Genomic DNA, 13,765 nt, shown 5'->3' with positions numbered 1-13,765 from the left:
TGCGGGCTCCCGCCCGGCAAGGGATAAAAAGAGAGGGGCACGCCTTCCGACAACAATTGACCGAGGCGCCAGAGAGCGGGAGAGCACATACTGGGGAACAGTCTGTCCCTTGCGGAAAACACACGTGACCAAGGTCTTGCTCCTGCTCTCCCTCCTCCCCCTCCCGCTGCTGGCCGCCGAGATCCTGGTGATCAGCAGCTATCACCAGAGCAACCAGTGGGATCAGAGCTACAGTGCCGGCCTCGAGAAACACCTCAAGCAGGCGCATCACCTCGGCTATCTCTATCTGGACACCAAGCGCCAGCCCGGCCAGACCCGTGACGAACTGCTCGCCAAGGGAATGGCCGCCTACCGGACCCACCAGCCGGCGCTGGTGATCCTGGGGGCTGACAACGCCATCAACGCCCTCGCCCGACCCATCGCCGCCCGGGGAACGCCCGTGGTGTTTCTCGGGATGAACGAGAATCCGCGCCCCAAGGGGCTGGTCGGCCACCCCCTGATCACCGGCGTCCTGGAACGCCCCCTGCTCAAGCGCAGCATCAGCGAGATGAGTCAGTTGATGGGAGGGCTGGAGCGTGCCCTGGTGCTGTTTGACGAAAGCGAGGTGTCCCGCACCGCCGTCGCCCACGAGTTCAAGGGGCGAGGCGAGCTGACGATCGGTCAGACCCGGGTCAGCAGCCGCCAGTTCACCGACTATGGACACTGGCAGGAGGCAGTGCTCGCCAGCCGGGAAAACGGCTATCAGGCGCTCTTCCTCGGCCTCTACCACACTCTCACCGACGCTCAGGGCCAGCATGTAAGCGAGCAACAGGTACTGGCATGGACCAGCGCCAACAGTCCGGTGCCACTGTTCTGCTTCTGGGCCTTTGCGGTGGGCAGGGGAGCCGCCATCGGCGGTCTGGTGCTCGACGGCCACAGCCAGGGAGAGAGAGCCGCCGAACTGGCCAATGCCATCCTCTCGGGCACGGCGCCCGGCGCCCTCTCCCCCCGCGCCGCATCCCGCGGGGAATATCTGTTCAGCAAGAGCGAACTGGCACGCTGGCACCTGACGGCTCCCGATGCCTGGCAGGACAAGGTGAGCTACGTCGAGTGAGCCCACCAACGACAAACCCGGCCAGTGGGCCGGGTTTGTCTGCTCAAACGTGCATTCTCAGGGCTGAATGGCCGCCTGCAACTCGGCTTCGGTCCAGATGGTGATCCCCAGCTCCTGGGCCTTGGCGAGCTTGGAGCCTGCCGCCTCCCCCGCTACCAGCACGTCGGTCTTGGCCGACACCGAGCCCGCCACCTTGGCCCCCAGGGCCTGCAGCGCCGCCTTGGCGTCGTTGCGGGACAAGGCGGTGAGGGTACCAGTCAGCACGAAGGTCTTGCCGGCAAAGGGCTGATCGCTTGTCTCTTTCTTCTCGATGGCCGGCCAGTGGATACCGGCGGCCAGCAGGGCGTCGAGCACCTCGATGTTGTGGGGCTGGCGCAGGAAGTAGTAGACGTGCTTGGCCACTATGTCTCCCACGTCGGCCACTTCCAGCAACTGCTCCACCGAGGCGGCGCGCAGGGCATCCAGGGTGAGGAAGTGGTTGGCGAGGTTCAAGGCGGTCGCCTCCCCTACTTCGCGGATCCCCAGGGCAAACAGGAAGCGGGGCAGGGTGGTGCTGCGGGCGGCATCGATGGCGGCCACCAGGTTGAGGGCCGATTTTTGCCCCATCCGATCGAGCCCGGCCAGCTGGATGGCGTTGAGGCTGAACAGGTCCGCCGGGGTCTTCACCAGCCCCTTGTCCACCAGCTGCTCCACTATCTTGTCGCCAAGGCCATCCACATCCATGGCGCGACGCGCCGCGAAGTGCTTGATGGCGGCCGCCCGCTGGGCCTCGCAGAAGAGACCACCGGAACAGCGGGCCACGGCCTCCCCTTCCAGCCGCTCCACCGCCGAGCCACACACCGGGCACTCGGTCGGGAAGAGGATCGCGCGGGCATCCGCCGGGCGCTGCGCCTCCACCACAGCCACGACCTGGGGGATCACATCCCCGGCACGGCGCACGATCACGGTGTCGCCGATCATCACGCCAAGGCGCGCGATCTCGTCCGCATTATGCAAGGTGGCGTTGGACACGGTGACGCCGCCGACAAACACCGGCTTGAGCTTGGCCACCGGGGTGATGGCACCGGTGCGGCCCACCTGGAACTCGACGTTCTCAAGCGCCGTCATCTCCTCTTCGGCCGGGAACTTGTGGGCGGTGGCCCAGCGCGGCGCGCGGGCAACGAAACCGAGCTCCCCTTGCAGGGCGATGTCATCCACCTTGTAGACCACGCCGTCGATCTCGTAGGGGAGCTCGCCACGGCGCGCCAGGATATCATCGTGAAACGCCTGGCAGCCGGCGGCACCCTCTTTCAGCTTCACCTCGGGGCTGAGCGGCAGACCCCAGGCCTTGAGCTGATTGAGGCGACCAAAGTGGGAATCCCCCAACTCGTCGCCACCGACTCCCACGCCGTAGGCATAGAAGCTGAGGGGGCGGCTGGCGGTGATGCGTGAATCGAGCTGGCGCAGGCTGCCGGCAGCGGCGTTGCGCGGGTTGACGAACACCTTCTCCCCCGCCGCCAGCGCATCGCGGTTCATCGTCTCGAACCCCGCCTTGGGCATGAAGACCTCCCCACGCACCTCTAGCCGCGCCGGCCACCCCTGGCCGCGCAGGGTCAGGGGAATGGCCTTGATGGTGCGCACGTTCTCGGTGATCTCCTCCCCCGTGGTGCCGTCCCCGCGAGTGGCGGCCTGTACCAGCTGGCCATCCACGTAGAGCAGGCTCACCGCCAGACCGTCGAGCTTGGGTTCGCAACAGAAGGTGAAAGTCACCTCCCGCTTGAGGCGATCACCCATGCGTTGCTCGAACGCCTGCAACTCCTCGCTGCTGAAGACGTTATCCAGACTCAGCATGGGGATCTCGTGGCGTACCTGCTTGAAGGCGGTCAGCGGCTGGCCTCCCACCCGCACGCTCGGCGAGGCCGGAGTTTTCAGCTCGGGATGCTCGGCCTCCAGCGCAATCAGCTCGCGCATCAGGCGATCGTATTCGGCGTCCGGCACCGTGGGGTTGTCCAGCACATAGTACTGATGGCCGTACTCGGTCAGCAGCTCACACAGTTGACGGTGGCGGGAGAGGATATCGCTCATGAAAAAGTCTCGAAGTGTGATGGAACATTCAGTCTGGGGCAGAAACAAAAATGCGGCACCGGGGTACCGCACTTTTCATTGTTCAAACCCCATGGCGCTTCAGTCGCGGCTGGCCTCGTAGGCCGCCAGCTCGTGACGGTAGCGGGCGATGTCGTCGTCGCTGAGGGGACTGCGCGAGGCGTCGGTCAGCATGGCATCGAGATCGCTCGCCAGCTGATCCGCAGCCTGCAACATGTGCTCGAAGGCGAAGGCGGCATTGCTGCGAAGGGGCAGTTGCATGAAGAGGGACACACCCGGGGTGCTGAACTGCTCCATGCGATAGGGGTTGAAGGTACCCGGCTTGACCATGTTGATCATGGAGAAGAGCACCTCCCCCTTGCCGCCCAAATCTTCGTGACGGTGGAAGATGTCCATCTCGCCAAACTTGAAGCCCAGCGCCAGCAGGGAAGAGAGCAGGGTCGCACCTTGCAGATCGTGGCCGGGACGGGCCATCAGGTTGATGACATAGACATCCTGCCAGATCTTCTCGACCGGGGCCGGGGCGGGTTCTGGCTCGGCTGCGTGAACCGGCTCTTCATAGGCTGGCTCGTCATCGTAAGCGGGCTCTTCATAAGCCGGCTGGGCGTAGCGGGGAGCCTGCTGGGCAACCGGTGCCGGCTCGCGTGCACCGAAGGTCGGCGCCTGGGCATAGGCCGGCTCCACCAGCGGCTCTTCGTCCAGCGGCTGCATCATGGGCTCGCGCTGCGGACGGGAACGGTGTACCGGGGTACGGCGGATCACCTGGGCAGGTTTGCGCACCGGCGCGGCAGGGGCCTCTTCAACAGGGGCGGCAACCGGCTCGTCATAGTCCTCTTCTTCCTCATACACAGGCTGAGGGGGGACAGGGCGAGCGGCAGGCTTGCGCACCACGGGAGGCGGCAGATCGGCGTCGTCATCTTCATCATCGAAGGCGGGAACGGGGGCGACACGGCGGGGTTCGGGCTGACGGGCCTCGTCGCCGCGCAGTTTGGGCTCGGCACGACGGCCACCGCTCACCACACGCACCTGACCGATGCCATCGCTGTCGAAGGCGTCGTTGTCACGCTCACGGGACTTGGACTCCATCCGACCCAGAGGTTTCTCCTTGATCGGTGCCTGACGATTCTTTCTGTTGCTCCACAACCCGTGAATGAGCAATGCCGCGATGGCAATACCGCCCAGGGCAACCAAGATGTAACGCAATTCCTGCATTAGCTGCTTCTCTTTCTAGTTTTGCTCAGCCAAAGCGACGGCTTCACCGATATCGACCGACACTATGCGCGAAACCCCGGGCTCTTGCATCGTGACGCCAACCAGCTGCTCGGCCATCTCCATGGAGACCTTATTATGACTGATGTAAACGAACTGTACTGTGCTCGACATCTCTTTGACAAGAGAACAGAAGCGACCGACGTTCACTTCATCGAGCGGTGCATCCACCTCATCCAGCAGACAAAATGGTGCTGGATTGAGTCTGAAGATGGCAAAAACCAGCGCAAGGGCGGTTAGCGCCTTCTCCCCCCCGGAAAGCAGGGCAATGGTAGCATTCTTCTTGCCCGGAGGTCTTGCCATGATGCTCACTCCGGCCTCCAAAAGATCATCCGAGGTCAGCTCAAGCCAGGCACTGCCCCCCCCGAACACTTTTGGGAACAGGGATTTTAAATCTTCATTGACCTTATCGAAAGTGTCGCGGAAGCGTATTTGTGTTTCTTTATCAATTCTTTTAATGGCTTGGCTCAAGGTGTCGAGGGCCTGCTCCAGATCCTGGCACTGATTTTCCAGGTAGCTTGAACGGGTTTTCGCCTCCTCATACTCCTCCAGTGCCGCCAGGTTGATGGCGCCAAGCGCCTCCACCTGCGCCTCCAGCGTCTGGATCTCCTGGCGCAGCTTGCCGCGATCAGCGGCAATCAGCACCGCCTGATCGAGGTCCACCAGGCGCACACCCAGCTCTTCGAACTGCTCGTGCAGTCCCTGCCGGCGCGTCAGGTTGCGCTCGCGCTCGAGCCGCAGGGTCGCCAGCTTCTCCTGAATTTTCACCAGTTGCTTGTGATCGGCGCTTCTGGCCTGCTCCAGCTCGGTCAGCTGACGATCCAGCTCTGCGAGCCGTTGGTGACAGGCCAGTTGCTGCGCCTCAAGATTGCGCTGCTCGGCCAGCAGGGGCGACAGATCCTGACTCGGAGCGGCCCCTGGCTCCTTGAGTTCCGCCAGCTCCAGGCCGAGACGGGCCAGCTCCTGCTCGCGCAGCGTGATGAGCTGGCGCTGGTTCTGCTGCTCCAGTTGCAACCGCTGGCAGGCCGCCTGCTGCTGCTCCCGGCGAAGGCGCGCCTCTTCCAGCGCCCGTTCCGCCCCGCTCACCTGCTCCTGGGCGAGCAGCTGCGCCTCGGCGAGTACCTCCCCCTGCTCCTGCAGCTCGCCAAGGGCCGCTTCATCCTGCTCAAGCCGCTCCCCGGCCGACGCCAGCCGCTGCGCCTCCTCAGCCTGCTCCTTATCGAGCCGGGCCAGCTCTTCCCCCAGCTGGCCCAGGCGCTGCAAGCGCTCCTGGCGCTGCCCCTCGCGCAGACTCCAGGCTTCGCGCAGTTGCTGCCACTGCTGCTCCTGCTCGCGCAGGGTGCGCTGAGCCAGCTCATGCGCTCCATGCTGCTGGGCCCGCGCTGCATCGGCGGCGACAAGCTGCTCGTCGAGTCTGTGCAGCGCCTCCCGACCCGCGGCCAGCTCGGTGTGCAGCCGCTCACGCTCACCGAGCAGCGCCAGGGTACCGAGGGCCATGCCTTCCCCCAGATCCGCCCAGTTGGGGCCGAACCAGTCGCCGGCGGGAGTGAGCAGCGACTCACCGGCAGAGAGGCTGTGCAGGCGGGACAGCGCCTCCTCCCTGCTCTCTGCCAGCCAGATGGCGTTGAGGAAAGCCGGAATGTGCTCGCCCCCCAGTTGCGCCGCCAGGGTACCGGCCCTGGCTGGCTGGGCCGGGCCAATCCAGAGTCCAGGTTGCGCCAGGTTGCACTCGTCCGCCGGGATTGCGGTGAGCCAGCGGCCGAGCACCTTGTCCAGCCCCCGGGCCCACTCGGGGGGAACCTGCAACCGATCCGCCAGGGTCGCGCCCGCCATCTGCTCCCCCAGGATCTGATCCAGGGTGGCGAGGCGCGCCTCCAGCTCGCGCAGCAGGCCCTGCTGGCGACCCTGCTCTGCCTTGAGTGCTTCATGGCGCGACACACCGGCCTGCCACGCCGTATCGGCTTCCTCATGGCGGGCGCGGGAGAGCGAGAGTTCCGCCGCCAGGGCATCGAGGGCCGGTTGCAGGTTCTCCCCTTCGCCGCCGAGGGGGCCGGCCTGTTCGTCTTCCAGCTTGAGGCGGGCCAGCCGGGTCTTGGCCTGCAGCTCCTGCAGGCCATTCACCTCGGCGCGGGTCTGGTTGAGCCGCCCCTGCAACTGGCCCAGCTGCTGCTGCCACTGCTGCTGACGCTGGCGCGCCTGCTCGAGCCGATCGCCCGCAGCCGCCCGCACGCTCTGCTGGTCGGTAAGCAACTGCTCACACTGCTCGAGGCGCGCCGACGCGACCTCCCCCTGCAACGTGCTGTCGCCCAGTTGCTCCAGCTGGCCGGCCAGCTGGGCCTTGAGCCCCTCGATACGCTCGCCGAGGGACTGCCGCCTCGCCTGCCAGTCGCGGCCAAGCTCGCTCTGGTGCAATTGCTGCTGCTCGAGGCGGGCGATGGCTTGCCCGCCGAGGAAAATCTGCTGCTGGCGGCTGGCCTGCTCGGCCTGCGCCTCCTGGCGGGCCACCGACAGGGTGACGTGGCGTCCTTCGTCTGCGGTGCGCTTGGCATCGAGGGCCGCCAGCGCCTGCTCGGTCTGGGCCAGTTCGGTCTTGGCTTCGCCAAGACGCGTCTCCAGCGCCCACAGTTCCGAGCCGATCAGTTCGCTGCGGGCCGCGCGACTGCGGCTCTTGAGCTGCTTGTAGCGCTCGGCGGTCTCGGCCTGGGTCTTGAGATGTTCGAGGCGCGAGCCCAGTTCGCTACGGATATCGCCAAGGCGTTCCAGGTTCTCCTGGGTATGGCGGATGCGCTGCTCGGTCTCGCGGCGCCGCTCCTTGTAGCGGGAGACCCCGGCGGCCTCTTCCATGAACAGCTTGAGATCGGCGGGGCGGGACTCCACCAGCCGGCTGACGGTGCCCTGTTCGATGATGGCGTAACTGCGAGGCCCAAGGCCGGTGCCGAGGAAAAGATCGGTCACATCCTTGCGGCGGCACTTCTGGCCGTTGATCTGGTAGTGATTGGAGCCGTCGCGCAGCACTTCGCGGCGCACCGAGATCTCGGTAAAGCGGCCGAACTCGCCGGGTACCCGGTTGTGGGGATTGTCGAACACCAGTTCCACCGAGGCGCGGCCATGGGCGCTGCGGTTGATGGAGCCGTTGAAGATGACGTCGGTCATGTTCTCGCCGCGCAGATGGCGGGCGGAGCTCTCCCCCAGCACCCAGCGCACGGCGTCGATGACATTGGATTTGCCGCAGCCGTTGGGGCCCACCACGGCGGTCATGTCGGCGTTGAGTTCGATGCGGGTCGGCTCGACAAACGACTTGAAACCGGCGAGTTTGATCAATTTCAGACGCATGGCGGCCTATGTGGGTAACGAAATAAAGAGGAGGCGGGCAGGCGACTTTACCAAATCAAAGGCTTGTTTGTAATATGCTGGCACTTTCCCCATTCACTGATGGAGCTCACATGAGCCAATCACCCCACATGGTCAAAGATTCGGTCAGCGGTGCAGACTACTTCCTGCGCGGGTTCTCACTCATCCGCCAGCCCGGCATCCGCACCTTCGTGCTGATCCCCCTGCTGGTCAACTTCGTGCTCTTTGCCGGTGCCTTCTACGCCCTGTTGCTACAACTGGACGGCCTGTTCGCCTGGCTGCACCAGCAGATCCCGAGCTGGCTCTCCTGGCTTGATTACCTGCTCTGGCCCATCGCCCTCATCACCATACTGGTGGTCTTCTCCTTCATCTTCAGCTCGGTGGCCAACTGGATAGCGGCCCCTTTCAACGGCCTGCTGGCAGAGAAGGTGGAACAGATCCTCACCGGTGAAGCCATGAATGACACCGGCATGCTGGATGTGGTGAAAGATGTGCCCCGTACCTTCGGCCGCGAATGGACCAAGCTGAAATACTATCTGCCCAAGGCCATCGGCTGCCTGATCCTCTTCCTGATACCGGTAGTGGGCCAGACCCTGGCACCCGTGCTCTGGTTCCTGCTCAGCGCCTGGATGATGGCGATCCAGTATGTCGATTATCCGTTCGACAACCACAAGATCGGCTTCATCACCATGCGCGACGCCCTCAAGCAACGTCGTGGAAAGTGCCTGAGCTTCGGCGCCCTGGTGACCCTCTTCTCCGCCATCCCGGTGGTGAATCTCTTCGTGATGCCGGTGGCCATCTGTGGCGCCACCGCCATGTGGGTAGACCAATACCGCAGCGAGCAACTTGGACGCTGAACCGCGTCATCATGATCAAAAGAGGGGGCGAAAGCCCCCTTTTCATTACTTAATCTAATGCATAACCAAGATAGCTTGTCGCCCCAGCTCAGGGTTGTTAGGATGCGGGCCTTTCTCGCACCCTGGGATATCTCATGTTACATGCACTCTTCTTGCTCGGCCTGGTGGCCGAAGGGATGACTGGCGCGCTGGCAGCGGGTCGGCGACGGATGGATCTGTTTGGCGTCGTGATCATCGCATCGGCGACGGCCATCGGTGGCGGTACCATTCGGGATGTGCTGCTGGGCCACTATCCCCTGCTCTGGGTCGAGCACCCCGAATACGTGCTGCTGGTGGCGGGCGCCGCCATGGCCGGGGTCATCTCGGCCCCGCTGATGCGCTACCTTGGCAAGCTGTTCCTGGCGCTCGATGCCCTGGGGCTCGTGGTCTTCTCCATCTTCGGGGCTGCCCGGGCGCTCGAGATGGGCCACGGGGCCGGCATCGCCTGCATCATGGCCGTGGTGACCGGCGTGTTCGGGGGGGTGCTGCGGGACTTGCTGTGCCAGCGTATCCCGCTGGTGTTCAAGCGCGAGCTCTATGCCGCCGTCTCGCTGATCACCGCAGCGCTCTACTGCTTTGCGCTGCACCATGGGCTGCCCAACGACTGGGCCGCTTTCAGTGCCATCGGCATCGGTTTCGTGCTGCGGCTCCTGGCGGTACGCTTCAAATGGGGACTGCCCACCTTCAACTATCAGTACGCCACCCATTGAACACGCCAGTTCCTGGCCATATCGCACGGATAACGAGCAACAAAAAAGCGCCATACGGCGCTTTTTTGTTGGGCATCGGCAAGAGAGTAAAAGGTCAGTTGATCCCTTCCGAGCTGAAGAAGGTCGCCTTGTCGGCGATGAAACGCACCTTGATGTTCTTGCCTTCCCCTCCCCAGACACAGCTCGTGGTACCGAGAGCATCGTCGCAACGCTCGGCCTTGCCGAGGATGGCACTCGCTTCGGCATAGCTCATCCCGACTTTCAGCTTGTCGTAGCTCTCGCGGTTGAGCTTGCCGCAACCAGTCAACAACAGGGCGATGAGCCCCCCGATCACAATCTGCTTCATCTTTCTCTCCTCTGGCTGGAGTCCAGAGCCTAGCAGCTTGGTCCCCCTCAATGCCAGCGGCAAAAAGACACAATCGGCACTCAACCCTTGAGGAAATCCCGACTCACCAGCTGCGAACGGGGCCTGTGTCCAGGTGCACGAAGTTGTCGGAAGGGTAATAACCCACACCGCCCACCTTGAGGTTCAGGGCGGCCTTGCGCAGGTGTGCCAATTGCACGCCGGGGATGCGCACGTCAACCGCCTGCCCCAGGGTGTGGTAGCTGTGCTTGGCAACACCGCGACTCTTGCGCCGCTTCTGCTGATTGGTGACCGGGGAGCGATAACCCGAGATGAGCTGGATTTCGCCGTGGCGTCCCAGCTTGTGTTGCAGCAGAAAGAGCTGATCGAACAGCTTTCTGTCGATGTTGAACACTTCGTTGCGACGGTAGTCACGGAAAATATGGTTGAGCTCCGCCAGCCCGTCGCTCAAATAGTGGCCATCTTCCCAATAACTGGCGCGTACCCGCTCGCCGGTATTGAGGTTGAAGAAACTCAGTTCCCGTCCCGAAGTACTGCGGCTCGCCAGCGCAGGGAACGACAGCAGGCTGGTCCCCATCAGGCAACCCGCCCCCAGCAGCAGACGGCGTCGGCTTATCTCTTGTCCCAGCATCCGTTGTCCGTCCATCTCATGGTGAAGTCACACAGGTGAATGAATTTGATACAAGGGCCGAAACTACCTGCCAGAAAAAGCGCTGTCAAACCCCATTCACCCATGAAAAAGCCCGGCACGGGCCGGGCTTTTCACTCTGTGGCGAGGATCACAGCAAGCGGCTTTGATAGCTGACTCTGTCGAATCCGTAGATATCGTTGCGCAATTGCTGACGTCCCTCTTCATCAATCCAGCTGCTCCAGTAGACGGTAAACACCGGGATAGGGTTGCTCAGGGGCAGCCACTTGGTCTGGGTCTCTTTCAGGATGCTGGCCACCTTGTCCGGCTGATAGCGGGAGTCCGCCAGCAGCAGCTCCGCCAGATCGTCGGCGTGTTCCACCCGGATGCAACCCGAGCTGAAGGCACGGGCCCCCTGCTCGAACAGCGCCTTGCGCGGGGTGGAGTGGAGATAGATGGCATCGTTGTTGGGCAGATAGAACTTGTAGCGACCCAGGGCATTGTGATCCCCCGGCTTTTGCCGCAACCGGTATGGGAAACCCGAGGCCAGCGCATGGTGCCAGCCATCTTCGCTGAACTGCACCGGATTGCCCTCGCCGTCGATCACCTCGAACTGTTCGCGATCCAGGTAGGCAGGATCGCGCCCGAGCTTGGGCAGAATGTCCTTGCTCAGGATGGAGCGCGGCACGTGCCAGGCCGGGTTCAGCACGATGGAGCGGATCTCGCTGGCGAGGATGGGGGTGGCCCGCTGCTCCTTGCCGACGATGACCCGACTGGTGAAGACCTCGCTGCCCGACTCCACCACGCTCAGGCGGTAGTCCGGAATGTTGACCAGCACATAGCGACCGGCAAGGTGATCCACCAGATCACGGCGCCACAGGTTGCGTACCAGCAGGCTGGCGCGCACCTCGGGGCCGGTATTGAGCCAGCTGCGGGTCTGACGGCCGATGATGCCGTCGGCCGTCAGACCGTGGCGGCGCTGGAACTGCTTGATGGCCTGTTCGGTCTCGGGATCGTAGAGGCTGTCCTGGTGAGTCGGGGCACTGTCCCCCAGTTCGTTCAGGATGGAGCGGATCTGGCCGAGCTCGGTCGAGCTCTCCCCGGCCCGCAGGGTCGGCATGGAGAGGGTGGGCCAGTGCTTGGCCATGGGCATGGCCAGCAGCTTGCGCACTTCTTCGCGCACGGCGTCGTATTCCGCCACCTGTGGCCTGAGTTGCCTGACCTGCTCCAGCAGATTGTCTCCCTGGGGGGCATGGGCCAGGGGGCGGTTCAGATCCAGCTTGAGGGTCTGCATCTGTTCGCGCGCGACCAGATCCATCCCTCGCCAGGCCTGCTGGAACCGGGCCAGCTTGCCAAAGGCCTCATCGTAGAGGGCACCGCGTCGATCCGCCGGGGTCTTTTGCAACTGCTGCCAGAGGCGGTAGAAATCCGGATGCAGCTGGGCCAGCACCGCTTCCTGCAACTGCTGTTCAAGCTCATGACGAGCCTGCTCGGCCACCTCGTTCTGATACCAGTCATGCTGGATGCTGGGACTGGCCACTACCGCCTGTTCCGTGCTGGCATGAACCATGCTGGCCGGCCAGCAGCCCAGCCAGATGAGATTCGCCAATGCCAACCAATACTTCTTACCCATGCTTCTTACCACGCTTGCCTCAAATCGGTTCATTTCGGCCTGTCAGGCGCGACGGTCAGGACCCCATGATGCGTGAATGCCGACGACTTTGCTAGCGGACGGAGGTGTAACGACGCCAGATGAGTTCCTGCTCCCCGCTGTCGCCGACGGCCACTATCGCCTCGTTGAACCGCTCTACGAATTCCCCGGACAGGGTCTTCTTGCTCAACATGAAAAAGGTGGGCGTCTCATGGATCGCCATGGTGTGGGGGACGACCGCATCCGACAGCCCCTCTCTCTTCAGACCCCAGGGCGTGGCCAGACTATCCCCGAGAAAACCGTCTATCCGCCCAAGCAGCAGCTTGCGATAGTTTTGCACATCGTTGACCTCGCTCACCTGGTTGCGGTATCGCTGCAGAACCTTGGTGATTTCCGGGCCGTAATAGTAGTCCCTGGTCACACCGAGGCGATGCCCGTGGGCCAGCCAGCTCGCCAGATCCGACTCCTCACCGGTACCGGATTTGCGTACCCAGAGCGATGTCCGGCCCGGGTTGTAGGGGATGGAGAACCAGGCATAACGCGCCCTCTCATCAGCAAAATACGCCTCCATCACGATGTCCAGCCGACCCCGCTCAAGATCGTGCAACCCCCGCTTCCAGGGACGCTCCACATAGACCAGACGACAACCCAGCCGATTCGACACGGCATTGAGGTAGTCGACCGCAAATCCACGCAGTTCCCGACGTGCTCCCTCTTGCTGGTAATAGTGGTATGGGGGCCAGTCATCGAAACCGACGCGAAGGGGGGAGGAGCAGAACGATTGCGCCCACAACGGTTGGAGGGGCAGACAGCAGAGCACACACAGAGAGAAGAGTCTCATGGGTCATCCTTGACGACGGGACAGACCATCTTAATTCTGCCCAGGTGAAATGGCGACAGATCCTGCCACAACAAAGCACAATATCAGCCGTTTGCCTGATGCGCCCCAGGTGGCGGCAGACAGGTTGGCGCCGAAAAAGCCACAATCAAGAAGAGGAAGCAAACGACCCCAAAGCCCCTTGGTAAGCAGGGTGATTGAGGGTTAATATGTGAGCAAATATATTTTTGTGATCCACTATGCTTTTTTTGCAATTGGATTAGCATATGCGCGAAATCTGCCTATCAATCTGTCGGGCGTCGAGTGAGTAATATGACCTACAAAAAGTTCGGTTTTCTGGCTGCCATCCTGGCACTGAGCGGTTTCTACCTTTATACCCTCTATCTGGCCGCTCACCCCAACGTGAGCCTGGCTTACAAGCTCTATTACCTGGAAGGCAAGACCCGTTTCTGGGAGCACAACTCCAGCATGACCTACCAGCCCGGCAACGAACTCAACCTGACCAAGCCGAGCCGCTTCCTCTCAAGCGAAGGCTGGGCCAAGAAGCCCAGCGAGCAAGGCACCGAGCTGAGCGGTCAGGGCGGTCTCTATTTCGTGCTGCCCAAGCAGCAAGCCCAGCCGGAGCAGCTCACCATCCAGGCCAGGATCAACAGCCCCCAGGCTGGTGCCCTGCTCAAGGTGGCGCTGGGTCATGATTTCACCACCACGGTCAAGCTGGCCAAGGCGGGCATCAACGAGATCCGCCTCAGCCTGCCGGGCGACTCCCTGACCGCCGATCCCAAGCGTCCCAACTTCCTGGCGCTCTCCGCCCCGACACCGCTCAACGTCCAGTCCGTGCGACTGACCGTGGCTCAGTGAAGCGGAATGCCCCAAGCATCTGTTC

Annotated in this window: 11 protein-coding genes; 4 read left to right on the top strand and 7 right to left on the bottom strand. The window is 63.0% G+C overall.

The window, feature by feature from the left end; translation table 11 throughout:
* The first annotated feature begins 124 nt into the window (after positions 1 to 124).
* Positions 125 to 1,093: an ABC transporter substrate-binding protein gene (locus I6L48_RS09470; protein WP_216988001.1), complete on the top strand. Its 969-nt coding sequence runs from the start codon at positions 125 to 127 to the stop codon at positions 1,091 to 1,093.
* Between the two features lie 57 nt (positions 1,094 to 1,150).
* Here I6L48_RS09470 and ligA read toward each other — a convergent pair whose 3' ends face one another.
* From ligA to I6L48_RS09455, 3 genes are all read right to left on the bottom strand, one after another.
* Positions 1,151 to 3,157 carry an NAD-dependent DNA ligase LigA gene (ligA, locus tag I6L48_RS09465; protein WP_113069840.1) on the bottom strand — a complete coding sequence of 669 codons (2,007 nt, stop codon included), beginning with the start codon at positions 3,155 to 3,157 and terminating at the stop codon, positions 1,151 to 1,153.
* A gap of 99 nt (positions 3,158 to 3,256) precedes the next feature.
* Positions 3,257 to 4,387, bottom strand: a complete 1,131-nt coding sequence (zipA, locus tag I6L48_RS09460) for a cell division protein ZipA (RefSeq protein WP_113069839.1) — start codon at positions 4,385 to 4,387, stop codon at positions 3,257 to 3,259.
* A 15-nt stretch (positions 4,388 to 4,402) separates the two neighbouring features.
* Complete coding sequence (locus I6L48_RS09455; RefSeq protein WP_216988000.1) at positions 4,403 to 7,777, bottom strand: AAA family ATPase; 3,375 nt, start codon at positions 7,775 to 7,777, stop codon at positions 4,403 to 4,405.
* Positions 7,778 to 7,887: 110 nt separating this feature from the next.
* On the opposite strand from I6L48_RS09455, the gene cysZ reads away from it, so the two are divergent.
* Positions 7,888 to 8,652 carry a sulfate transporter CysZ gene (gene cysZ / locus I6L48_RS09450; protein ID WP_010673447.1) on the top strand — a complete coding sequence of 255 codons (765 nt, stop codon included), beginning with the start codon at positions 7,888 to 7,890 and terminating at the stop codon, positions 8,650 to 8,652.
* 134 nt (positions 8,653 to 8,786) lie between these two features.
* Positions 8,787 to 9,401 carry a trimeric intracellular cation channel family protein gene (locus I6L48_RS09445; RefSeq protein ID WP_113069837.1) on the top strand — a complete coding sequence of 205 codons (615 nt, stop codon included), beginning with the start codon at positions 8,787 to 8,789 and terminating at the stop codon, positions 9,399 to 9,401.
* Positions 9,402 to 9,495: 94 nt separating this feature from the next.
* Here I6L48_RS09445 and I6L48_RS09440 read toward each other — a convergent pair whose 3' ends face one another.
* The 4 genes from I6L48_RS09440 to I6L48_RS09425 all read right to left on the bottom strand — a co-directional run bounded on the left by I6L48_RS09440 (position 9,496) and on the right by I6L48_RS09425 (position 12,885).
* Positions 9,496 to 9,747, bottom strand: coding sequence for a hypothetical protein (locus tag I6L48_RS09440; RefSeq protein ID WP_010673445.1), 252 nt, complete (start codon positions 9,745 to 9,747; stop codon positions 9,496 to 9,498).
* 103 nt (positions 9,748 to 9,850) lie between these two features.
* Positions 9,851 to 10,396: a DUF882 domain-containing protein gene (locus tag I6L48_RS09435; protein ID WP_113069836.1), complete on the bottom strand. Its 546-nt coding sequence runs from the start codon at positions 10,394 to 10,396 to the stop codon at positions 9,851 to 9,853.
* Positions 10,397 to 10,544: 148 nt separating this feature from the next.
* Positions 10,545 to 12,026: a murein L,D-transpeptidase gene (locus I6L48_RS09430; protein WP_045523555.1), complete on the bottom strand. Its 1,482-nt coding sequence runs from the start codon at positions 12,024 to 12,026 to the stop codon at positions 10,545 to 10,547.
* Positions 12,027 to 12,117: 91 nt separating this feature from the next.
* Complete coding sequence (locus I6L48_RS09425; RefSeq protein ID WP_010673442.1) at positions 12,118 to 12,885, bottom strand: ABC transporter substrate-binding protein; 768 nt, start codon at positions 12,883 to 12,885, stop codon at positions 12,118 to 12,120.
* A 309-nt stretch (positions 12,886 to 13,194) separates the two neighbouring features.
* Here I6L48_RS09425 and I6L48_RS09420 point away from each other — a divergent pair, with 309 nt between their 5' ends.
* Positions 13,195 to 13,740 (top strand): hypothetical protein, encoded by a 546-nt coding sequence (locus I6L48_RS09420; RefSeq protein ID WP_010673441.1) that lies wholly within the window; start codon positions 13,195 to 13,197, stop codon positions 13,738 to 13,740.
* Positions 13,741 to 13,765 lie beyond the last annotated feature (25 nt).

The organism is Aeromonas sp. FDAARGOS 1418, assembly GCF_019048585.1.
GTDB lineage: Bacteria > Pseudomonadota > Gammaproteobacteria > Enterobacterales > Aeromonadaceae > Aeromonas > Aeromonas caviae.
The sequence above is the reverse complement of the archived record's forward strand: the minus strand, read 5'-3'. Positions and strand labels throughout refer to the sequence as shown.

What these genes read in the sequence shown, in the direction of transcription:
- I6L48_RS09430 (WP_045523555.1), bottom strand. Translation starts at nt 12,026, where the DNA reads ATGGGTAAGAAGTATTGGTTGGCATTGGCGAATCTCATCTGGCTGGGC.
- I6L48_RS09440 (WP_010673445.1), bottom strand. Translation starts at nt 9,747, where the DNA reads ATGAAGCAGATTGTGATCGGGGGGCTCATCGCCCTGTTGTTGACTGGT.
- I6L48_RS09455 (WP_216988000.1), bottom strand. Translation starts at nt 7,777, where the DNA reads ATGCGTCTGAAATTGATCAAACTCGCCGGTTTCAAGTCGTTTGTCGAG.
- I6L48_RS09425 (WP_010673442.1), bottom strand. Translation starts at nt 12,885, where the DNA reads ATGAGACTCTTCTCTCTGTGTGTGCTCTGCTGTCTGCCCCTCCAACCG.
- I6L48_RS09445 (WP_113069837.1), top strand. Translation starts at nt 8,787, where the DNA reads ATGTTACATGCACTCTTCTTGCTCGGCCTGGTGGCCGAAGGGATGACT.
- ligA (WP_113069840.1), bottom strand. Translation starts at nt 3,157, where the DNA reads ATGAGCGATATCCTCTCCCGCCACCGTCAACTGTGTGAGCTGCTGACC.
- cysZ (WP_010673447.1), top strand. Translation starts at nt 7,888, where the DNA reads ATGAGCCAATCACCCCACATGGTCAAAGATTCGGTCAGCGGTGCAGAC.
- zipA (WP_113069839.1), bottom strand. Translation starts at nt 4,387, where the DNA reads ATGCAGGAATTGCGTTACATCTTGGTTGCCCTGGGCGGTATTGCCATC.
- I6L48_RS09435 (WP_113069836.1), bottom strand. Translation starts at nt 10,396, where the DNA reads ATGCTGGGACAAGAGATAAGCCGACGCCGTCTGCTGCTGGGGGCGGGT.
- I6L48_RS09420 (WP_010673441.1), top strand. Translation starts at nt 13,195, where the DNA reads ATGACCTACAAAAAGTTCGGTTTTCTGGCTGCCATCCTGGCACTGAGC.